A 22,043-nucleotide genomic window follows, 5' to 3' on the forward strand; every position below is an offset into this window, starting at 1 on the left:
TTTTACAGTTTAGAGCAAATCGAACACACCACCTAACGAAATCTCTTCCCCCCCATCCTATTGCCAATAATGTAAGCGATTACTTATAATGGAATCACAGCAAGCTGAAGCGGTATTTCACTAATAAAAGGATGTGGTGGTATGGAGGAAGCGGTAATCGTCAGTGCGAAACGGACGCCGATCGGTGACTTTTGCGGTATGTTGAAGGATTATTCGGCAGTGGAACTGGGAACGGCTGCACTGAAGGGGGCAATCTCTGCTGGGGGGATGGAAGCCGGACTGATCGAAGAAGTAATTGGAGGACAAGTCTATCAAGCAGGCTGTAAGGGAAATACGGCCAGGCAAATTGCCCTTGCGGCAGGTTGTAGCGATGAAACCGTGGCGTTGACAATCAATCAGCAATGTCCGTCTTCATTACGGGCGGTCGAGATGATGGCGCAAAACATTATGCTAGGGAAAATGGAAGTCGGAGCGGTTGTCGGATACGAAAGCATGACCAATGTTCCGCATTTGATCCAAGGAGCGCGAAGTGGATACAAATTAGGTGGCGGCAAGATTGTCGATGGGTTGCTGCATGATGCACTGATTGACGCGTTTAATGGGTATCATATGGGAATTACAGCGGAAAATTTAGCGCAGGAGTACGATATCAGTCGGGAAGAGCAAGACGTATTTGCGCTGCAAAGCCACGAGCGAGCCTGCCAGGCTGCATCTGCAGGACGTTTCACCGATGAAATCATCCCCTTGGAAATAAAAACAAAACAGGGTACTGTGCAAGTGGCAGAAGATGAACATCCGAATCCGGAAACCAGTTTGGAGCAGCTTGCAAAGCTGACGCCTGCCTTCAAGTCTGACGGAACCGTGACAGCCGGCAATGCTTCCAGCTTGAACGACGGTGCGGCGGCCGTCATTGTGATGAGTAAATCAAAAGCAGAGCAGCTTGGTTTGCAGCCTTTGGCAAAGATCACAGCTTCCGCCTCAGCGGCTGTAAGTCCTGAAGTAATGGGAATCGGTGTCGTTCCTGCCGTGGAAAAAGCATTGAAGTTTGCCGGTCTCTATCATGAAGCCATCGATTATTGGGAAATCAACGAAGCCTTTGCCGCTCAATTTTTGGCAGTCAATCGTGAGCTTAAACTGGATCTCGACAAGGTGAACGTGCACGGTTCCGGCATTTCACTTGGGCACCCAGTAGGCTGTACCGGCGTGCGATTGCTCGTGTCACTATTGACCGTCATGGAACACCGTCAGCTAGAGAGAGGCTGTGCAACTTTATGTGCCGGCGGAGGTCCTGCAGCCGCCATGATCGTCGAGAGGTTCTAACAGACTATGTTCATTGGACACAAGCTTAGGAAAAAGGGCTTGTGTCCTTTTATTTGGCATGCTTCAAAAGCATTTATTTCCGGTCGGAAGTCCCGTTTTGAAATATCATAACACTATTTAAATAAAATATTGACAAAAAAATTCAACGCTTATATAATGAAAGCAACTTAATCATGGAGGATTCCTATGCCTTTTGTTATTGGAATAGATGGTGGAGGAACAAAAACTACCTGCTTGGTAAAAAAAGCAGGGAGCAAGCAACAAGAGATTGCGAGATTTCAAGGACCGGGTACGAACCCGCATGTGGTGGGATTTGAAACGGCTGCTGCCAGGATCGGTGAGCTTATCAGAGGTGGACTCGAAGCGGTAAATGTGAACAGAGAAGAAGTTGCGGCTGTTTGCTGCGGTCTTGCAGGTGTCGGGAGAAATTCCGAGGAACAAAGGATGCAGAAATTAATATCCGATACGTTGGATTCACTTGAGATTTCCGAATATTGTGAATTAAATGTCTGTTCGGATTCCTATATAGCCCTGCGGGGAGCACTTCAGCCGGGGACGGATGAGGGAATTCTCGTCATATCGGGCACAGGGTCAAATGCCCTTGCTTTGACGAGCTCCGGAAGGCTGACGAAGAGTGGAGGCTGGGGCCATATACTCGGAGATGAAGGCAGCGGTTATTTTATCGGGATGAAGGCTCTAAATTATATGACACGGGCATATGATGGCAGAGACAAGGCTACGATGCTGACCAGCTTGATTCTAAAACAACTTCAGCTGGAAAAAGCAGAAGATCTTATCGCATATATATATGGCGAGCGACCAGAAAAACGGGAAATTGCAAGTTTGGCAAGACAAGTCATGGAAGCTGCTGAACACCATGACGAGGCGGCTGAAAACATACTACGCCAGGCGTCGGAAGAGCTGCTTGCACACGTTGAAAGCCTGTTCCGGAAAAACCCGGAGTTTACTGAACAAACGGTAGTGACCGCTGCTGGATCCATTTTTTCGTATTCTAAACTAGTAAAGGAAACCTTTATCAACGGACTGAGGCAGTGGAATCTGGGAATCTATCAGGAAGCATATCAAAGTCCGGCTTTCGGTGCGGCGCTTGTCGCCGAAGAGCTGGCACACCCATCTAAACAGTAGGGGGACGAATAAATGGAGTTGGCAAGCCTAGTAACTGAACAGCGAAATAAAAACAGCATGAAGCTGGATCAAATGTCGACAATCGAAATCCTGCAAACCATCAATCAGGAAGATAAAAAGGTTGCTGAAGCAGTCGAACATGTCCTGCCGGATATCGAGGTGGCTATCGAGCATATTTATCAAGCATTTTCAAAAGGCGGACGCCTTTTTTATTGCGGAGCAGGGACGAGCGGGAGGCTTGGTTTTCTCGATGCCTCTGAATGTCCGCCGACCTTTATGACCCCGCCGGAAATGGTTCAAACCGTGATGGCAGGAGGGAGCCAGGCTGTCAGCAAAGCGCTGGAAGGCTCTGAGGATAATGAACAGCAGGGTGCGAAAGACTTGCAGGCACGGCACCTTACCGCTGACGATGTGGTAATAGGCATCACTGCAAGCGGTCGAACGCCATACCCGATTGGGGCTTTGAAGTATGCAAGGGAAGTGGGCGCGTACACGGTCGCTCTTTCCTGCAATGAGCAGTCTGCCATCAGCAGCCATGCAGACTGCAGTATCGAAGTAATCGTCGGGCCGGAAGTGCTTACAGGTTCTACGAGGCTGAAAGCAGGAACCGCCCATAAAATGATCCTCAATATGATTAGTACCACAGCCATGATCAAGCTTGGCAAGGTGCAGGAAAATTTGATGGTCGATGTCCATGCCAGCAACTACAAACTGATGGAACGGGCAAAACGGATCATAATGGAACTGACCGATATATCGTATCAAGCGGCGGAAGAGGCGCTGGAAGCAGCAAACAGACAAGTGAAGCCGGCCATTGTGATGGTGGAGTCCGAGGTTACATACGAGGAAGCCAAACAGGCTATCAAAGAAAGCAAGGGGTATGTCAGAGAAGCGATTGATTACGCCAACGAGCATTACACGCAAGCGTAAAAGGGGTTGAAACGACGTCTGTGGCCACAGGCTGTGGATGTGTTTCTCATAAATCAATTTTTCACAAAGGGGGATTTTGTTTGAAAAAGTGGAGGAAAGGTCCTGTTGGATTGTTGTGGGCTGCCATTCTGATTCTTGGATTGATGCTGGCAGGCTGTGCACCTGGAGCCAGCGGCGGGGATGAAGCAGAAGGCGGCCAGTCGGAGGATACGGGTGACACTTCCGATGGCGGAGATGACAGTGGCGATAGCAGTGGAGAAATCTCCGGCGAACTGGAGATTCAGTACTTTGTCGGAGGATACGGCGATTCCTGGTGGAAAGAAGTTATCGGGGACTTCCAGGAAGAGTATCCGGATGTGACGATTACCGAGCACGCCGGACCGAACATCAACGAAGAGATGCGTTCACGCTGGGTATCGGATGATCCACCGGATGTTGTCTATATCGACGGTGCCGGTTCCAGTGAAACACAGATGGTGGAAGATGGCCAGCTGATGAATCTTACAGACTGGGTGAATGAAATGGAAGTAGACGGTTCGCCGTTGCTGGACAACCTGATTGTCGAGCCGGCCGATTATGATGGCGACATATACAGCTTGCCGCTTGTATTCGATACGTGGGGAACTTGGTATGATCGCGCATGGTTCGAAGAAGAAGGATTTGAAGTACCGGAAAACTTCGACAGCTTCATGGATTCCATGGCAACGATCAATGACAAGGAAGGCATCGCGCCATTTGTGACGACTGGTCAATATCCATACTACTTCCTGCGCGGCATGCTTTATCCGGCATTCGCAGCTGCGGGCGGTGAAGAATTGCTTGCCAGCGTCATTGATGGGGAGGAAGGTGCCTGGACTAGTGAGCCGGTGCTGGAAGTCATGAAAAAAGTAGAAAAGATGCAAGAAGCGGGTTACATCGATCCAGGTTTCGGTGCGTTGAACCATACGCAATCGCAAATGAACTTTTTACTTCATGATAACGCATTCATTCCGGTAGGTTTCTGGTTACCGAATGAAATGGCCAATGATGTTCCGGACGGTTTCGAATTCGGCTTTATTCCGTCTCCAATGCAAGATGCAGGGGATCCTTTTGCCATCGTTCCGGATTTGCGTCCGCTGGCAATCGCTGAAAAGGCAGAGAACCCAGAAGCAGCAAAAGCGTTTGTCGAGTTTGTCTACAATCGTGAATATGCAACCTTGTTCTCCGAGCATACCGGTGCGATCATGAACATGACAAATGTTGATTTGACAGGCAATGAGAATGTTCCGCCATACTTGACGGAAGCAAACGAAATGATCAACGATCCTGAGCAGGTGCAAATTTATAACAAGCCGCATCCAATGAGCTCAGACTTGGAAACACCGATCGGGGATGCGCTCACTTCATTGATGCTAGGAAACATCACAGCAGAGGAATTCGTCGAGAAAGCGGAAGCGGCAGCAGCCGAGTATCGTGGTGAATAACCTAAGTAATTGAAATGATTGGAATGTAAAGGCAAAGTATGAGTCTTTGCATTCCAATTTTCTTTTATGATGGCCTGATTGCGGGGTCATATCATGGAGCTGGCAAGGCTCCGCCAAAAAAACAAGATAAGATTGGATGATAAATGGGAGTGCTCCGGAGAAAAAATCTACAAAGCTGAAAAGGGTGATACCATGGTTCAATCAAAAAAACAGAAGTACCTGTTCCTGGCTTTTTGTCTAGTACCGACTATGATCATGTTTTCCATTTTTACGTTATATCCATTGTTTAATGGCCTTTATTATTCACTGTTTTCCTGGTCTGGCTCCTCCTCGGCGGCAGAGTTCACCGGGCTGAGCAACTATGTCAAGCTGTTCAACGATTCTATCATTCCGCGCACGATTTTCCATGATTACTTTTTAGTCGTCACGAAGGTGTTCGGCATCATGATTTTGGCCACTTTTTTTGCAGTCGCACTGACACAGCTGCGGATTAAAGAGGCACCTTTTTACCGGATTGTCTTTTTCTTTCCGAATATCATGTCAGTCGTCGTCATCGGTATTCTATGGTCGTTTATCTACAACCCAAGCTTGGGCCTGATCAATTCCGGTCTGGAATTGGTCGGACTGGACAGTTGGACACGGCCATGGCTTGGAAGTGAAGACTGGGCCTTGCCTAGTCTCGTGCTGCCATCGGTCTGGGCAGGGATAGGCTTGTTTATGCTGATGCTCATGGGGGGTATCTCCAATGTCTCGAAAAGCTATTATGAAGCAGCTGAAATCGACGGTGCTACGGAATGGCAGCAATTTTGGAAAGTGACATTGCCGTTGATCTGGCCGCAAATTAAAATTTCGATTCTGTACATAGTCATTACGACTTTGAACGGTTCGTTTATCATCGTTCAGGTAATGACGGGTGGAGGTCCGAATAATTCGACGCATGTGATGGGATCTTACCTATATCAACAGGCCTTCCAGCAATATAATTTCGGTTATGGTGCAACCATCGGCGTCATGATTTTAATCCTCTCCTTGATCACCGTGTTGATCATGCAGTTTTTCATGAGAAGAGAAAAAGTAGAGTACTAACCCAACAGAGTTTCTGACAGGAAGCTTTCGGATTATTACGAGAAAAGGAGAGAGAACCTTTGAAGAAGTCATTATCGCGAATCGTGATCCGACTGCCGCTTATTTTATGGGCGATTGCAGTCATTTATCCGATACTTTGGATGTTCATCGGGGCATTTAAATCGAATGCAGAAATTTATGCCAACCCTTGGGGGCTGCCTCACGTATTCAACTTTCAAAACTTTTCCCAGGCATGGAATGAATACAATATCGATACGAGTGTGTTCAATAGTTTGATTGTCACCGTAGTTGGCGCTTTGTTGACGCTTATCATGGCGATTCCCACTGCATACGCGCTGGAACGGATTGTTTTCAAAGGGAATCGTTTTTTATTCACGCTGTATATTTCGGCCATGATGATTCCGACTGTGTTAGGCTGGATTCCGTTGTTTTTCTTGTTGATGCAGTTGAATTTGCTGGATAATATTTTCGGGTTGTCGATTGTGTATGCTGTCAGTCAGCTTCCGTTCAGTATCTTTGTCCTTACCAGTTTTATGGGGACTATTCCCAAGGCACTGGAAGAATCTGCGGCAATGGACGGACTGTCCCCTTATGGTGTACTATGGAAAATCATTACCCCTCTTTCGATGACGGGAATTATCACCGTTACCATCATGAATGCCATTCAATTTTGGAATGAGTATTTCATGGCATTGATATTTCTGCAAAGCGAGGAGAACTATACCCTGGCGCTGGCAATCGATTATATCAGCAATGAAGCGGAGTACACCAATGCCTGGGGTACACTGTTCGCCAGTCTTGCCATCGCGATTATCCCGGTCATCGTGTTGTATGCGATTTTCCAACGCCGGATTTCGAAAGGCATGACAGAAGGCGCAATCAAGGGGTAACGAAACCGGTACACAAAAAGGATGAGAATGGTGAAAGAAAAAAATATGCTGACGTCCTTGTCTGGAGGGCTGGCGATGCTGAATGAAGTGAAGCACAAGCTGCCTCCATCGGAACGGAAAATAGCAGTTTTCATTTTAGAACAACCACATGAAGCGATTCACTGTACAGCGGCAGAACTGGGAGAAAGGAGCTCCACCAGCAGCGCTGCCGTCATCCGCCTCTGTAAATCCCTCGGTTTAAAGGGGTTTCAGGAACTGAAGCTTCGGATTACCGGCGACTTGCAGAAATCGCCGGATATTCAGTACAGGGATATTCATCCCGGAGAGTCTCCGGAATCGATTGTCGATAAAGTGACCAACAATAGTCTGCAGGCCATCAAAGAAACGACGGAATTCGTCAACTACGAAACGTTGGAAAAAGCGGTGTCAGCCTTGAAGAATGCCGGGAAAATACATTTTTTCGGTGTCGGCGCCTCGGGGATCATCGCGCAGGACGCCCAGCAAAAGTTTTTGCGGATGAACAAAGCGACCTCGGCCTTTACCGATATCCATAATGCGGCCATGTACATTGCCAATGTGAATCAAAACGACGTTGTTTTCGGTATTTCTTTTTCCGGAGAAACGATGGAAACAGCGAAAATGATGGAACTGGCCAAGCAAAAGGGAGCTGTCACCATCAGTTTGACCAGGTATGGAAGTTCGCCGGTTGCAGAGCACGCGGACATCAATTTGTACATTTCTGCATCAAGGGAGGTCCCGGCCCCGTTCCGCAGCGGTGCGACTTCTTCACGCCTGGCCCAGCTTCATATGATCGATATTTTATTTGTCAGTGTGGTGACAGATCAATATGACAAAGCAGCGGAATACTTTCAGGAAATCAGTACAGCGATGAATTTTTTGAAACAGCATTAGCTGCTCTTCCTCTTCTAAAAGAAAGTCCTTCATGTGAAGGGCTTTTTTAAATTGCGTGATTATAGGCATTATAGAACATTGTCTTCAATCTTAGCTGGGGGACTGTCCCCTTATAAACTAATTTATTCATGAGGGGGATAATATCTGTTATGATTATACTAGACAATGAAACGCTTACTTTTCGATGTGGGAGGAGGCTTCATGAAATGTAGAATAGAAACTGGCATCTGTGGAATCGGTTGCTATTTGCTTTGCCTAATTTTCGTTCTCTTTCTCTTTCCTTCCCATTACACACATCCTTTTATTTGAAGCAGCTGATCAAGTGATTTTAAAAACCACAAAATAATCCACAATAAACAACATCATATTGTTGAATTTTTGTTGGTTTTAGATATAATATAGTTGGGATTATTAATAAAATACAAACCAAAGGTTGGGTAAAATGTTCGATTATACAGAAGATATGAAAGAAAAGTTGTCCTTCTTTAATGAAAGACAACAAAAAATCACTGAAATGGTAGATAAAAGCGGCTCATTAAGAGTTGCCGATTTGAGTAAACAATTTAATGTCAGTGAGGAAACAATTAGACGTGACTTTGAAAAGTTAGAAGCACAGGGATTGTTAAACAGGATTCATGGGGGAGCAGTTAGAATAGAACAAAAGTCGGAAATACCGATTCCAAAGCGAAGAGCTAAAAATATTGAGGAAAAAGAAATGATTGCGGCTAAGGCGGCTTCTTATGTAGAAGATGGGGATATTATAGCGATGGACGCTAGTACAACGACTTTAATTATGACCAAGTATATAAAAGGAAAAAGTCTGACTGTAATAACTAATTCGATCGGCGTTTCTTTGGAATTTGCACAAGAAAGTGATATAAGAGTAATTCTTATTGGTGGTTATCTTGCTGAAAGTTCCATGTCGTTGGTAGGTAACTTTGCTGAAAGAGTAATTCAGGATTATCATGTTGATAAATTCTTTTTTTCGTGTTTAGGAGTGGATTTCAAAAGAGGCGTCAGTGAGATCCATGAAGACCAGGCCCTTGTGAAAAAGCAGCTGATTTCCATCTCAGAGGAGCTATTTTTATTGGCTGATTATAGTAAATTCGGAGAAAAATCCCTGTTTCGTTTATGTGATATAACAGAGGCTGATTATTTAATCACAGATAATAAAGTTCCGATAAATACTATAAGAGAATTAAATAATCTGGGAGTAACCGGAATAGTTGGAGAGAAAAGCGATTAGCTTTTCTCTTTTTTTTACCTAATTTTGGTTTAACAACATCTCGACCCCTGATAATGTTGATATTCAAAAATAATTATCAAATAATCCACAAAAAAATGTTGAAAACCAAAAACTTGCTTGTTATAATTGATGCAATCAACTAAATAAGAAAACAGGAAAAATTTTTCTGGACTAATGAATGCGATTACAATTATCTAAAAATTCAATCAACGACATGGTCATGGTCGTTCAGGAGGGAATACAATGGCAGCTATAGGTCCTTCATTAATGTGTGCGGATATGGGCACACTCCGAGATACAGTTAAGAGACTTGATCAAGCACCTGTAGATTTTTTTCACTTTGATATTATGGATGGCTTATTTGTTCCTAACTTCACGATGGGACCAGATATGATAAATAACTTAAGACCTCATACGAATAAGTTATTTGATGCCCATTTAATGATTGAGGAACCTGAAAGATACATAGATTTATTTGCCGATGCGGGTTGCGATATGATTTCTGTTCATACAGAGGCTACGATTCATTTACAGCGTACGCTTCAAAAAATCAAAAATCGAGGTTTAAAGGCAGGAGTAGCCTTAAACCCTGCTACTCCGCTCAATTGTTTGGAGTATGTCTGGGATACAGTCGATTATATTGTGGTTATGACAGTGAATCCGGGTTTCGCTGGTCAAAAGTTCATTCCAATGACATTAAAAAAAATTTCCATGCTAAACGAGTTGATAAGAGAAAGCGGCAGAAATATTGATATCCAAGTGGATGGAAATATCAGCTATGAAATTATTCCAGAAGTGTTGGAAAGAGGAGCAGAAATGCTAGTATGCGGTACATCCTGCTTATTTAGAAAAAATGAGACTCTTGAGCATGCAACAGCGAATTTACAAAGATTTTTACAAGACTTTGAGGAAAAGAATCTGGCCAATTCCTAACTTAAGATAGAAAGAGATGATATCAGATGAGCATAACCGTGGTTGGAAGCATCAATATTGATATAGTCGCTCAAACAGACCGCTATCCTTCTAGAGGGGAAACAATTTTCGGAAAAAAAATAGATTATCTTTCTGGGGGAAAAGGGGCAAACCAAGCCACCTCTGTTGCTAAATTGGGAAAACAAGTAAGCATGATTGGTGCTGTAGGCAATGATTTTCATGGGGATAAATTAGTGGATACCTTAAAAGAACGGAAAGTCAACACTGAGTTTATAAAACGATCCCAAATCCTTGCAACTGGCACAGCGATCATAACGATAGACCAGACGGCAGAAAATACCATGCTCGTATTAAAAAGTGCTAATGACGATTTACTTCCGGAAGATGTTGAAAGCGCATTCGCGAAGATGGCACATAGTGAAGTGTTACTAGTACAAATGGAGGTACCACAGGAAACTGTAATTAGGGCGATGGAGCTCGCTAAGAAGAGAGGGATGTATGTAATTTTAGATCCTGCTCCTGCTGAAGGGATTACGGTTAAAGCCTTGGATTATGCTGATGTCATTACGCCGAATAGACAAGAGACCAAGCATATGATTGGAATCGATGTTATTGATATCGAGACTGCCGTTGACGCTGGTAGAACTTTTGAAAAAATGGGTGTCAAAAATTCGATTTTAAAGATGGCGGATAAAGGATGCGTTGTCTACCAAAATGGAAAGTGGGAGCACCTGCCATCTATACCGGTGACCCCGCTAGATACTGTAGGCGCGGGCGACTCGTTTGCTGGTGCACTGGCATGTGCGATTTCTGACGGATATGACCTTATAGAAGCAGCTAAATTCGCCTCCATTGTAGGTGCTTTGAAAGTTACGAAGCTAGGTGCACAATCAGGAATTCCAACACTTGAAGAAGTAGATGCTTTTTGTAAGGAGCGAGGCCTGAGCTATTACGGGCTGGAAGAGAAAACGTTCTAAAAGGAGGTAGTCAAGTTGAGTGATTATATTTTACAGATGAAAAACATTAGCAAGACATTCCCCGGAGTAAAAGCACTTGATAATGTTGAACTGGAAGTAAAGAAAGGAGAGGTCCATGCTTTAATAGGGGAAAATGGCGCAGGGAAATCAACCTTAATCAAAATCTTGGCAGGTATTCATAAACCGGATCCAGGGGCGAAATTTTACTTCGAAGGAGAAGAAGCGAAGATTAACAAGCCGATTGATGCAACTTTAAAAGGCGTTTCGATAATTTATCAGGATTTAAGCCTTTTTCCTAACCTTTCAGTAGCAGAAAACATTTATATCGGTCAGGACAGCAATAAGAAACCATGGAAAAAAATAAACTGGAAAAACATCAAAAAAACAGCGGAAAGAGCACTTGAAGAGCTGGAGGTAGATATTGATCCGAATACTACTGTAGAGCGTTTAAGTATTGCACAACAACAGCTTGTGGAAATAGCGAGAGCACTGGCTTTTGAAGCAAAGCTAATTGTCATGGACGAGCCTACTTCTGCCTTATCGTCAAGTGAAGTAGAGAAGCTGTATAGGGTTGTGGATAAGCTAAGCAGCAGAGGGATTTCTATTATCTTTATCAGCCATAAACTGAAAGAATTATTTAGAGTTTCAGATCGATTTACTGTTTTACGGGATGGCAAGTATGTAGGTTCCTATCAAACAGAAGAGATAGATGAGTCTAAGTTGATCAATCTAATGGTAGGAAGAGATGTTTCTTATGAAAAGAATGAAAAGGAAGTCGAAACAGGGGAAACAATATTCCAAATTAGCAACTTTTCTAAACAAGGAAACTTTAAAGACATCTCCTTTTCCCTGAAAAAAGGAGAAGTTCTTGGGATTACCGGGTTGGTTGGTTCGGGGCGGACTGAGTTAGCTCAAGCCATTTTTGGAGTAAACAAACCGGATAGTGGTGAACTGAAGATATACGGAAATGATGTGCAAATCCGTTCATCAGCAGATGCTGTAAAGAAAGGTGTGGCCTACATACCTGAAGCCCGGCAAACTCAAGGATTAGTGTTGGAACAGTCTATAATCAACAATATTTCGCTGCCTATTCTTAATAGAATGAGAAATAAGCTGAAGTTGATAGATAGAAAATCAGAAGTTCAACTGGCTGAACAATACATTAAGTCACTGGATGTGCGTCCTGCGCTTCCTGATTTACCGGCCTCGAAGCTCTCTGGTGGAAACCAACAAAAAGTGGTAATTGGTAAGTGGCTTTCCGCACAACCTAAAATACTTATTATTGATGAGCCGACAAATGGTATAGATATTGGAGCAAAAACGGAAATCCATAAATTACTTAGAAGATTGGCAAACGACGGAATTGGCGTCATCATGATATCCTCCGAACTTCCGGAAATTTTAGCAGTCAGTGACAGAGTTTTAGTGATGAGACAGGGAAGGATATCCGGTGAATTAGGTATCAAAGAGGCAACCCAGGAAAAAATCATGAGTTATGCATTGAATTCGGGGAACAAGGATGAGTCATCTGAAGTGTTAAATGAACCAAATCAGGTAAGCCAGGGGGTATGAAACGATGAAAGAATTGCTGAAACAAAAGGAAATAAGTATCTTAGCAATAATCCTTTTAATAGGAGCCGTTCTATCCTTTGTCAGCCCGGTATTTTTAACGATAGGAAATTTCCTGGACATAATCGAAGGAAATGTAGTTCTAGGGATATTGGCAATAGGAATGACGTTGATCATCATTACCAGTGATATCGACGTATCTGTGGCAGCAGTGACTACTGCAGTTGCGGTCTCAATTGGCTATCTGTTTACTTATCTGCCGGATAGCTGGATTTCTGTTCTGCTATTGTTCCTGATAGCACCTGTAATAGGTTTGGTTATGGGATTAGTAAATGGTTTACTCGTATCTATCATCGAGATACCGGCAATCGTTGTGACACTCGGAACCTTGAATATCATTGCAGGGATAGTTTTGTATATCACCAATGGCAACTATATTAATAGCACGAGCTTCCCCAAGTCTTTTATGGAATTTGCAAACTATGAATTGTTGGGAATACCAATCTTAATATATTTACTTGCAATAGTAGCGATTGGAACCTGGTACATTTTGAAGCACACATTAATTGGCAGGTCCGTGTTAGCTATAGGTGGAAATACACAATCGTCCGTAAGAGTTGGAATTGATTATAAAAAAGTAAAACTATTTGTTTTCGCGTATATGGGCGTCTTGGCCGGCATCGCAGCAATTGCACAAACAGCTTATACAAAAGCTGTAGATCCTAACGGCATGCTGGGGCTGGAACTGACTGTAATTGCTGCAGTAGTATTAGGCGGAGCGAATATTCATGGCGGTAGAGGTTCGGTTCATGGGACTCTGTTGGGTGTATTGTTACTGGCTATAATGCAAAATGGCATGATATTGGCAAGAATTGATACCTATTGGCAAAACGTAGTTACTGGCGCCATTATCGTTATAGCTGTTTCATATGATCACATAAGCTATAAGAGATCTCAGGATAAACTAGCAAAAATAGAAGTCGAGGCATAGGAGGTCCAAGGATGAAACTTTCAAAAGAAAGTATTTTAGGATTAATCGCTCTTGGGACATTTTTATTACTAGCACTTATAGCCCCTGGATTTTTATCTTCAAACAACATAACAAGTATGATGTTTCAACTGCCAGAATTCGGGCTGATTGCTCTGGCGATGATGGTAGTAATCGTCACCGGCGGAATCGATCTTTCTATAACTTATATAGCTGCATTATCTGGTGTGGGGGCAGCTTTGATGCTGACAAATGGGTATGGAATGCTACCTGCCATCATTGTAGCAATACTTTTTGCACTAGCTTGTGGTGCATTCAACGGTTTTGTTATATCGAAAATCGGGGTTTCTCCCATCTTGGTGACGTTAGGGACAATGGTCTTATTCGAAGGGATTATCTTGGCCATAACAAAAGGAAATTCTATTTCAGGATTTAGTGATGGATATAGCCTAATAGGCAATGGGTATTACCTGGGGCTTGTCCCGCTTTCGATAGTTATATTTGTCCTATTTGCCATTATAACCGCCATATTGCTTAGCAAAACTAGCTGGGGAAGAAGCGTGTATATGTATGGAAGCAATGAAACCGCCACATTATTTTCTGGAGTGAAAAACAGCAGAGTGCTCATGAAGGTGTATTTATATGCATCCTTGCTGGCAGCCATATCTGCTATCATCATGACCTCTCGTTATAATTCCGTCAAAGTGGATTTAGGTTCATCCTATCTACTACAATCCGTCGCAGCAGCTGTATTGGGCGGAACAAACATACATGGCGGATATGGAAAGGTTATTGGTACTGTCTATGCAGTCATGATTTTCCAATTCATACGCAATGGGTTAAATTTGCTAGGGTTCCATTCTTCCCTTGTTGACGTGGTAATAGGTGCCATTTTGATTCTAGTCCTTGCGATGAATTTCTTCTCAGATAAATTTAAAAAGGCAGCGGAAACAAGAAAAGCAGAAAAGGCTGCCTAAACCGAAAGGGTATATGGCATTCATTGTAAGCGATTACGCGATTTGGATATTATCCTGGATTATCTAGGTAATATAAATTAAATCATTATAACTAAGGGGGACATGAACGATGAAGAAGTTGTATTTGTTATTAATTGCTGCTCTGTTATTGGTTGGTATTTTAGCTGGTTGTGTTGCCGAGAACAGTGGCAGCTCAGATAGCGAGGGAGAAGCTGAAGCAGGAGGCGCGGAAGGTGAGTCTGCTGGAGGAGAAGAGGGTCTGGATATAGCGGTGGTGCCTAAGTTAGTTGGCATTCCTTACTTCAATGCATCCGAATCGGGAGCAAATGAAGCTGGTGAAGATTTGGAAGGAGTCAATGTTAATTATACAGGTCCTACACAAGCAGATGCCTCTGCACAAGTAAAAGTAATTGAAGATCTTATCTCTAAGAACGTCGATGTCATAGCAGTTGCACCGAATGATCCGGCCTCTGTAGAACCGGTATTGAAGAAAGCGAAAGAGAGTGGCATCCATGTAATGGACTGGGACACTCCAGCGGATAAAGAATTAGTAGATCTTTCCGTAAAACAAGTTGATGATGAAGAGTTCGGACGCCATATGGCACAAAAACTAGTAGAAGCAATGGGCACTGAGGAAGGCGAGATAGCCATTTTGACAGGAGGACTGTCTGCAGCCAACTTAAATTTGTGGATTGAAGCAGCCCAAAAAGAATTCGATGAAAATTATCCTGGAATAGAAATAGTATCTGAAAAAATTCCTACAGATGAAAAGCAACAGGTTGCTTACCAAAAAACCTTGGACTTACTGAAATCTTATCCTGACCTTAAAGGTGTGTTGGCTGTTTCTACACCGGCTCCCCTAGGCGCAGCACAAGCAGTGCAGGAAGAAGGTTTGCAAGATGAAGTATCCGTAGTAGGTTCTGCACTTCCTACTGATTCCGCTCCATTCCTAGAAGACGGATCACTTGATACTGCAGTTCTATGGGATCCGGGTAAATTGGGCTATCTAACCGTTGCATTAGGACAAATGCTGGCAGAAGGCGAAATGCCAGAAGATGGACAGGAAATTGAAGGTGTTGGAGAAATTACGGTGAAAGAAGATGGAAAAACGGTGATTATGGGACCTCCGGCTGACTTCACAAAAGAAAATGCAGCTGACTTTGATTTTTAATTAGTACATCTAAAAGAAAAGGGCCGGCTACTAGTAATATTAATACTTTTGGCCGGGCTCTTTTTTCTTCTGGACGTTTAATCGTGAAGGAGGAACTAATTTGAAAAAACAAAACTACGAACTTAAAACTGAAAGAATAAATAAAGCTTTTCAAAGATTGAAGGAAGAGCAGCCTGAGAAAATGGAAACCAGGTTGAACTTATCATGGAGTAACTGGGGATTCGGGCTGGAGTCCCTTGAAGAGTCTGTAAAAAGACTAAAAAACGCAGGTATTGATTACATCGAATTACACGGTAACCATTATGGTGCTGATCTTGGGTACAAAACAGATGAGACGCTAGATATTCTGCACCACTATGACATGAAAGTGTCAGGTGTTTGTGGCATGTTTTCTGCTGAAAATGATCTTTCTAGCAATGTCCCGATGAAAAGACAAGCAGCCATTGAATATATTAAGAGAGAACTAGATTTTGCACATGCTGTGAATGGGGATTACTTGTTGGTTGTGCCTGGAGCTGTCGGACGTCCCAATGCTTATGATGAGACGGAGTTTGATAGAAGTGTTGAAACACTTGGTGGCTTAGGGAATTTGTTCATCGAAAAGGGGATCAAAGCAGCTATAGAACCGGTAAGAGCAGCGGAGGTTAGTTTTGTACATACTGTCGGAGAGGCGAAAACATACATTGAGGCAATTAATCATAAAGGCATTGGTCATATAAACGGTGATATTTATCATATGCAGTCAGAGGAAGCACATATAGGGGAAGCAATTTTAGAAGCCGGGGATCAACTAGTGAACTTGCATCTGGCCGATAGCAATCGAGGAGCTCTTGGGGAAGGATTTATGGATATTGATACGATTATTATGTCACTTTATCTGATCGGATTTAATCAGCCAGGAAAGTACGTAACACCTGAACCTCTTGGACCAGGGGGAGATCCTTATCCGGCGATGAATGCAAAGCCAGATAAACAAAAACTGGATTTTTTAGTAAACCAAACTTCAAGTTACTTTAGAGAGCGTGAGAAGGAATTATTGAGCATGAATAGAGGATAGTCTCCTCTGGCATGATTTAAGTAGGAAGGTGTTGTTTCGTTTGCTGGAAAAATTAAAAGAAAAGGTTTTGCAGGCAAATATGGCATTAGAAGACTTTAATTTGGTTACTTTCACTTGGGGAAATGCCAGTGGAATTGATAGGGACAGTGGGTTGGTTGTTATTAAACCAAGTGGTGTCCCCTATAAAAATCTTACCAAAGAAAAGCTTGTAGTACTAAATATGGAGGGGCATGTGGTGGAGGGTGACTTAAGACCGTCATCAGATTTGCCCACCCATATCGAACTTTATAAATCGTTTCCTGAAATTGGTGGGATTGTCCATACTCATTCTCCTTGGGCTACTATTTGGGCACAAGCTGGGAAATTCATCCCGCCGTTAGGAACAACACATGCTGATTACTTTTATGGCTCTATTCCTTGTACCAGAGCATTGACAGCAACAGAAATAAACCGAAACTATGAGCAGGAAACCGGAAAACTGATTGTGGAGACTTTTAAAGATATAGATTACCGTCGGGTTCCAAGCGTTTTGGTTAACAGCCATGCCCCTTTCAATTGGGGAGCAGATCCCCAAGAGGCTGTCCACAATGCAGTGGTTCTGGAAGAGGTATCAAAAATGGCCTTCCATTCTCTTCAAATAAACAATGGGCTGGGACCTATGGATCAAGTTCTGTTAGATAAACATTATTTAAGAAAACATGGAGTAAATGCATATTATGGCCAGTAGAGGATAAGGAGGCGCAATGATGACTGAAAAGTATGCGATTGGAGTCGATTATGGTACTGAATCAGGACGTGCAGTACTCGTCGCGTTATCAGACGGGAGAGAACTAGAAGAACATGTAACGCCTTATCCACATGGTGTTATTGATAATAAATTGCCTGTTTCAGGGATTAAACTAGACCATGAATGGGCACTGCAACATCCAGGCGATTATATAGAAGTTTTAAAAAAGTCTGTTCCGGCAGTCCTCAAAAAATCCGGAGTGGCACCCCAGGATGTTATCGGGGTGGGGATAGATTTCACGGCATGTACAATGCTTCCAATAGATGCGAATGGGGATCCGCTTTCCTTCCATCCAGAATTGCAGGATAACCCTCATAGCTGGGTGAAATTATGGAAGCATCATGCTGCACAAAAGGAGGCTAATCAACTAAATGAGATAGCATCAGAAAGGGGCGAGGCATTTTTATCTAGATACGGTGGCAAGATATCATCTGAATGGATGATTGCAAAAGCTTGGCAAATCTTGAATGAAGCTCCGGACATTTATGACAAGGCAGATAAATTTGTAGAAGCAGCAGATTGGGTAGTTTCGAAGATGACGAAAACCTTTGTCCGAAACAGTTGCACAGCTGGCTATAAAGCAATGTGGCACAAACAAGAGGGCTACCCGGATAAAGAATTCTTTCGTGCTCTTGACCCTGGATTAGCGGACTTGACGGACACCAAGTTAAAAGGGAAAGTTGAACCACTTGGTTCGAAGGCTGGAGTATTGTCAGAGGAGATGGCTGCTTTTACTGGCTTGTGTGCTGGAACTTCAATAGCTGTAGGGAATGTCGATGCTCATGCATCCGTGCCAGCGATAGGAGTAGTGTCACCAGGGAAGATGGTAATGGCAATGGGCACCTCCATTTGCCATATGCTCTTGGGGACAGAGGAAAAAGATATTGAAGGTATGTGCGGAGTAGTAGAAGATGGAATCATTCCTGGTTATTATGGCTACGAGGCAGGGCAGTCAGCTGTCGGAGATATCTTTGCCTGGTACGTAAAAGAAGGCGTGCCTGCTTATGTTCTGGAGACAGCAGAGAAAGAAGGAATGAACGTTCATCAATGGTTAGAAAAAGAAGCTAGTAAATATAAACCAGGTGAGACAGGGTTGCTTGCCCTCGACTGGTGGAATGGAAATAGGTCAGTACTAGTAGACACACAATTAAGCGGTTTACTGATAGGAGCAACCCTTCAAACTAAACCGGAAGAAATTTACAGAGCACTTTTGGAATCAACAGCATTTGGAACAAGAAAAATTATAGAAGCTTTCCATAGTAACGGCATTTCCGTTGATGAACTATATGCATGTGGTGGATTACCGCAAAAAAACAAGTTATTAATGCAAATTTATGCAGATGTAACGAACCGAACCATTACACTAGCTGATTCTAAGCATACTCCTGCAGTTGGAGCAGCTATGTTTGGAGCAGTAGCAGCCGGAAAACAGAATGGCGGTTTTTCCACCATTGTGGAAGCTGCAAACAAAATGGCTAGAGTAAAAGAAGAAAAAATAATTCCTATTCCAAAAAATGTGGAAGTCTACGAAAGACTTTTCAGAGAATATGAAAAGCTGCACGATTACTTTGGCAGGGGACAAAATAATATAATGAAAGAATTGAAGAGTCTGAGAGAGAATGTTCCAATTTAAATAATTCGAGGAAGTGGAATAATCTCATCCCAAGAGATGGTTTTATTTCCCTATATCAACTAGTTAAGCGCTTTCGACAGGAGGTGTAGTAATGAGCAAATGCAGTATAGCCGTTGATATTGGTGCATCAAGTGGAAGGCTTATTGCTGGATGCCTGCAGGATAATAACCTTAAGTTGAAGGAAATACACCGGTTTGACAACAATTTGATTATAAAAGACGGTCATTATTGTTGGGATGTTCATGCTTTATACAACGAAATTATAACGGGAATCCGCATTTGCAGGGATAGGGGCTTACATCCTGAAAGTATCGGAATTGATACTTGGGCAGTTGATTTTGTTTTATTAGATGAAAAAAATCGATTACTTACAGATGCTATTGCTTACCGCGATGCTAGAACGGACGGAATGATGGAGGAAGTTTTTCACTTCATTAGCAAAGAGCGTCTGTATTTGGAAACTGGAATACAGTTTCAAAAATTCAACACAATTTATCAATTATACTCTCTAAAAAAGAGTAATCCGGAAGTTCTGGAGCAAGCGACCTCTTTTCTGATGCTTCCTGATTACTTCAACTACCTATTGACCGGAAAGAAAGTAAATGAATATACGAATGCTACCTCTACTCAGTTAGTAAATGCCTTTACGAAAAAGTGGGACAATGATTTATTGGATTTGCTTGGGATAAACAAAGAAATGTTCTTAGAAATAAAACCAGCAGGATCAATACTGGGAGATATGGAAACAGAGCTATCAAAAGAGCTTGGTATAGATATGAAGGTGATCCTCCCTGCCACCCATGATACCGGTTCTGCTGTGGTTGCCGTTCCTGAGGTGGATGATACGGTATATATAAGTTCTGGGACTTGGTCACTGATTGGTGTCGAGAATCCGTTTCCTATCTGTATTACAAAAGCGTTGGACTATAACTTTACTAACGAAGGTGGTTTCAGTTATCAGTACCGTTTTTTGAAAAATGTGATGGGATTATGGATGATTCAGGAAGTCAAGAGGAACTACAACGATCAATATAGTTTTTCGGAGTTAGTGGAGTTAGCAGCCAAAGCCTCCGAATTCGGAGCAAAGATAAATGTGGATAATGATCGTTTTCTGAAACCGGAAAACATGATAGAAGAAATTCAAAAGGTGTGTCGGGAGACAAATCAAGAGGTACCTGAAACACCTGGTGAGGTAGCGAAATGCGTCTTTGATAGTTTAGGAGATAGCTACCAAAAAGCTATTAATCAAATTGAAGAAATATATGAAAAAGAATTTAACAAAATCAATATTATCGGGGGCGGCAGCCAGAATGAAATGTTAAATCAGTTGATCGCTGATAAAACAGGAAAAGAAGTTATAGCAGGGCCGGTAGAGGCAACGGCGATTGGTAACCTTGTTTCTCAGCTAATCACACTAGGAAAAATAAAGGATATCGACGAGGCAAGAAACATTATTGGCCAATCCTTTGAGCTTAAGAGATATTCGGCAACCGGACGAGAGGAGGAGAGTGTAACATGATTATAAAAGAGCAATACGAAATGGCGAAAGAGGCATATGAGAGGTGGGGAATAGATGTCGAGGGAGCATTAGATAAATTGCAAAAAATCCCTATTTCGATTCACTGTTGGCAAGGGGATGACGTCAGTGGATTTGAAGTAAATAAGCAGGAACTCTCCGGAGGAATAGATGTAACAGGAAATTATCCCGGTAAAGCTAAAACACCGGAGCAATTAAGGGGAGATTTAGAAAAGGCTCTTTCACTTATACCAGGGAAACACCGAGTAAACCTGCATATGATTTATGCGGAAACTAATGGAGAAGTTGTGGAACGGGATCAGCTGGAACCGAAGCATTTTGAAAACTGGGTGAACTGGGCGAAGGAGAATGGATTAGGGTTAGATTTCAACCCGACACTATTTTCTCATCCAAAAGCGGCGGATGGCTTGACACTGGCACATCCGGATAAAGAGATACGCGATTACTGGATCAGACATTGCATCGCCAGCCGCAAGATTGCGGAGTATTTCGGTAAAGAACTTGGTACACCTGCTTTAACAAATATTTGGATTCCGGATGGTTACAAGGATATCCCTAGTGACCGTTTAACTCCCAGACAACGTTTAAAAGAGTCGCTCGATGAGATATTTGCTGTTGAAATTGATGAAAAATATAATGTCGATGCTGTGGAAAGCAAGCTGTTCGGCATCGGTTCTGAAGCATATGTTGTCGGTTCCCATGAATTTTACTTAGGATACGCTTTAAAGAATAATAAACTGTGCTTGCTGGACACTGGACATTACCATCCAACAGAAGTGGTCTCCAATAAAATATCGGCGATGCTTTTGTATAGTGATCAACTGGCACTGCACGTATCGAGGCCAGTCCGCTGGGATAGCGATCATGTTGTCATATTTGATGATGAGTTGAAAGAAATTGGTTTAGAAATTGTCCGAAACGATGCCCTTGATAAAGTAAGAATAGGATTAGACTTCTTTGATGCAAGTATTAACCGAGTTGCTGCATGGACCATCGGGACCCGTAACATGATTAAAGCTTTGTTATATGCACTGCTTCATCCAAACGAGCACTTAAAACAGTTACAGGAAGAAGGCAACTTTACGGAACGCTTGGCTTTAATGGAAGAATTTAAGACCTACCCATTCGGTGCAATTTGGGATTATTATTGTGAAAAAATGGGAGTGCCTGAAAAAGAAACATGGATGGAAGATATCAAACAATATGAAAACAATGTTTTGCTGAAGAGATAACATACATGCGGATCAGTGGAAGATGAAGCTGGTCCGTTTTTTGTTGGCGACTTTCAGAAGGGATGGCGTGTTCTCATAAATTCTATTAATAGAAGCTTATTTTGCAAAAAACAAATGTTTGTTTATGTTGTTTTTTTATAAAAAATCCAAACGTTCAACTGCTGAGATTTCCGTTTTTTACGTTGCACG

19 protein-coding genes are annotated in these 22,043 nt (G+C 42.8%); all 19 read left to right on the forward strand.

The genetic code is table 11. The annotated features are described in order from the left end of the window. Positions 1 to 141 precede the first annotated feature (141 nt). The 19 genes from F6X55_RS10100 (at position 142) to rhaA (ending at position 21,854) form a co-directional block, all read left to right on the forward strand. Positions 142 to 1,320 carry a thiolase family protein gene (locus tag F6X55_RS10100; protein WP_153463062.1) on the forward strand — a complete coding sequence of 393 codons (1,179 nt, stop codon included), beginning with the start codon at positions 142 to 144 and terminating at the stop codon, positions 1,318 to 1,320. 186 nt (positions 1,321 to 1,506) lie between these two features. Continuing rightward, complete coding sequence (locus F6X55_RS10105; RefSeq protein ID WP_026571215.1) at positions 1,507 to 2,466, forward strand: N-acetylglucosamine kinase; 960 nt, start codon at positions 1,507 to 1,509, stop codon at positions 2,464 to 2,466. Positions 2,467 to 2,478: 12 nt separating this feature from the next. Continuing rightward, the gene (murQ, locus tag F6X55_RS10110; RefSeq protein ID WP_153463064.1) at positions 2,479 to 3,396 is read left to right on the forward strand and encodes an N-acetylmuramic acid 6-phosphate etherase; all 918 of its coding nucleotides are present in this window, start codon (positions 2,479 to 2,481) and stop codon (positions 3,394 to 3,396) included. Positions 3,397 to 3,476: 80 nt separating this feature from the next. Then, a complete protein-coding gene (locus tag F6X55_RS10115; RefSeq protein ID WP_371069060.1) occupies positions 3,477 to 4,859 on the forward strand; it encodes an ABC transporter substrate-binding protein in 1,383 nt (460 codons plus the stop codon). A gap of 192 nt (positions 4,860 to 5,051) precedes the next feature. Beyond that, positions 5,052 to 5,945, forward strand: coding sequence for a carbohydrate ABC transporter permease (locus F6X55_RS10120; protein ID WP_153463066.1), 894 nt, complete (start codon positions 5,052 to 5,054; stop codon positions 5,943 to 5,945). Between the two features lie 59 nt (positions 5,946 to 6,004). Continuing rightward, positions 6,005 to 6,835, forward strand: a complete 831-nt coding sequence (locus tag F6X55_RS10125) for a carbohydrate ABC transporter permease (protein ID WP_026571219.1) — start codon at positions 6,005 to 6,007, stop codon at positions 6,833 to 6,835. A gap of 45 nt (positions 6,836 to 6,880) precedes the next feature. After that, positions 6,881 to 7,747 (forward strand): MurR/RpiR family transcriptional regulator, encoded by an 867-nt coding sequence (locus F6X55_RS10130; protein ID WP_026571220.1) that lies wholly within the window; start codon positions 6,881 to 6,883, stop codon positions 7,745 to 7,747. Positions 7,748 to 8,189: 442 nt separating this feature from the next. Further along, the gene (locus tag F6X55_RS10135; protein WP_235162503.1) at positions 8,190 to 8,993 is read left to right on the forward strand and encodes a DeoR/GlpR family DNA-binding transcription regulator; all 804 of its coding nucleotides are present in this window, start codon (positions 8,190 to 8,192) and stop codon (positions 8,991 to 8,993) included. Between the two features lie 243 nt (positions 8,994 to 9,236). Next, complete coding sequence (gene rpe / locus F6X55_RS10140; RefSeq protein ID WP_026772200.1) at positions 9,237 to 9,926, forward strand: ribulose-phosphate 3-epimerase; 690 nt, start codon at positions 9,237 to 9,239, stop codon at positions 9,924 to 9,926. A 26-nt stretch (positions 9,927 to 9,952) separates the two neighbouring features. Continuing rightward, entirely contained in the window at positions 9,953 to 10,903 is a 951-nt protein-coding gene (gene rbsK / locus F6X55_RS10145) for a ribokinase (RefSeq protein ID WP_153463068.1), read from the forward strand. A gap of 15 nt (positions 10,904 to 10,918) precedes the next feature. Then, complete coding sequence (locus tag F6X55_RS10150; protein WP_202616131.1) at positions 10,919 to 12,475, forward strand: sugar ABC transporter ATP-binding protein; 1,557 nt, start codon at positions 10,919 to 10,921, stop codon at positions 12,473 to 12,475. A gap of 4 nt (positions 12,476 to 12,479) precedes the next feature. Beyond that, a complete protein-coding gene (locus F6X55_RS10155; RefSeq protein WP_026571223.1) occupies positions 12,480 to 13,463 on the forward strand; it encodes an ABC transporter permease in 984 nt (327 codons plus the stop codon). An 11-nt stretch (positions 13,464 to 13,474) separates the two neighbouring features. After that, positions 13,475 to 14,437, forward strand: coding sequence for an ABC transporter permease (locus tag F6X55_RS10160; protein WP_026571224.1), 963 nt, complete (start codon positions 13,475 to 13,477; stop codon positions 14,435 to 14,437). A 109-nt stretch (positions 14,438 to 14,546) separates the two neighbouring features. Beyond that, on the forward strand, positions 14,547 to 15,608 hold the full coding sequence (locus tag F6X55_RS10165) for an autoinducer 2 ABC transporter substrate-binding protein (RefSeq protein ID WP_153463070.1): 1,062 nt from the start codon (positions 14,547 to 14,549) through the stop codon (positions 15,606 to 15,608). A 100-nt stretch (positions 15,609 to 15,708) separates the two neighbouring features. Next, complete coding sequence (locus F6X55_RS10170) at positions 15,709 to 16,665, forward strand: sugar phosphate isomerase/epimerase family protein (protein ID WP_202616132.1); 957 nt, start codon at positions 15,709 to 15,711, stop codon at positions 16,663 to 16,665. A 40-nt stretch (positions 16,666 to 16,705) separates the two neighbouring features. Further along, entirely contained in the window at positions 16,706 to 17,392 is a 687-nt protein-coding gene (locus F6X55_RS10175; RefSeq protein ID WP_026571227.1) for an L-ribulose-5-phosphate 4-epimerase, read from the forward strand. Between the two features lie 19 nt (positions 17,393 to 17,411). Beyond that, the gene (locus F6X55_RS10180; protein WP_026571228.1) at positions 17,412 to 19,085 is read left to right on the forward strand and encodes a ribulokinase; all 1,674 of its coding nucleotides are present in this window, start codon (positions 17,412 to 17,414) and stop codon (positions 19,083 to 19,085) included. Positions 19,086 to 19,176: 91 nt separating this feature from the next. After that, positions 19,177 to 20,604 (forward strand): rhamnulokinase, encoded by a 1,428-nt coding sequence (rhaB, locus tag F6X55_RS10185; protein ID WP_153463072.1) that lies wholly within the window; start codon positions 19,177 to 19,179, stop codon positions 20,602 to 20,604. Next, positions 20,601 to 21,854 (forward strand): L-rhamnose isomerase, encoded by a 1,254-nt coding sequence (gene rhaA / locus F6X55_RS10190; protein WP_026571229.1) that lies wholly within the window; start codon positions 20,601 to 20,603, stop codon positions 21,852 to 21,854. Before rhaB ends, rhaA begins: the two co-directional genes overlap by 4 nt. Positions 21,855 to 22,043: the final 189 nt, after the last annotated feature.

It is taken from the genome of Sediminibacillus terrae (assembly GCF_009602435.1).
Classification (GTDB): Bacteria; Bacillota; Bacilli; order Bacillales; family Amphibacillaceae; genus Sediminibacillus; species Sediminibacillus terrae.

What these genes read in the sequence shown, in the direction of transcription:
- F6X55_RS10100 (WP_153463062.1), top strand. Translation starts at nt 142, where the DNA reads ATGGAGGAAGCGGTAATCGTCAGTGCGAAACGGACGCCGATCGGTGAC.
- F6X55_RS10105 (WP_026571215.1), top strand. Translation starts at nt 1,507, where the DNA reads ATGCCTTTTGTTATTGGAATAGATGGTGGAGGAACAAAAACTACCTGC.
- murQ (WP_153463064.1), top strand. Translation starts at nt 2,479, where the DNA reads ATGGAGTTGGCAAGCCTAGTAACTGAACAGCGAAATAAAAACAGCATG.
- F6X55_RS10120 (WP_153463066.1), top strand. Translation starts at nt 5,052, where the DNA reads ATGGTTCAATCAAAAAAACAGAAGTACCTGTTCCTGGCTTTTTGTCTA.
- F6X55_RS10130 (WP_026571220.1), top strand. Translation starts at nt 6,881, where the DNA reads ATGCTGACGTCCTTGTCTGGAGGGCTGGCGATGCTGAATGAAGTGAAG.
- F6X55_RS10135 (WP_235162503.1), top strand. Translation starts at nt 8,190, where the DNA reads ATGTTCGATTATACAGAAGATATGAAAGAAAAGTTGTCCTTCTTTAAT.
- rpe (WP_026772200.1), top strand. Translation starts at nt 9,237, where the DNA reads ATGGCAGCTATAGGTCCTTCATTAATGTGTGCGGATATGGGCACACTC.
- rbsK (WP_153463068.1), top strand. Translation starts at nt 9,953, where the DNA reads ATGAGCATAACCGTGGTTGGAAGCATCAATATTGATATAGTCGCTCAA.
- F6X55_RS10155 (WP_026571223.1), top strand. Translation starts at nt 12,480, where the DNA reads ATGAAAGAATTGCTGAAACAAAAGGAAATAAGTATCTTAGCAATAATC.
- F6X55_RS10160 (WP_026571224.1), top strand. Translation starts at nt 13,475, where the DNA reads ATGAAACTTTCAAAAGAAAGTATTTTAGGATTAATCGCTCTTGGGACA.
- F6X55_RS10165 (WP_153463070.1), top strand. Translation starts at nt 14,547, where the DNA reads ATGAAGAAGTTGTATTTGTTATTAATTGCTGCTCTGTTATTGGTTGGT.
- F6X55_RS10180 (WP_026571228.1), top strand. Translation starts at nt 17,412, where the DNA reads ATGACTGAAAAGTATGCGATTGGAGTCGATTATGGTACTGAATCAGGA.
- rhaB (WP_153463072.1), top strand. Translation starts at nt 19,177, where the DNA reads ATGAGCAAATGCAGTATAGCCGTTGATATTGGTGCATCAAGTGGAAGG.
- rhaA (WP_026571229.1), top strand. Translation starts at nt 20,601, where the DNA reads ATGATTATAAAAGAGCAATACGAAATGGCGAAAGAGGCATATGAGAGG.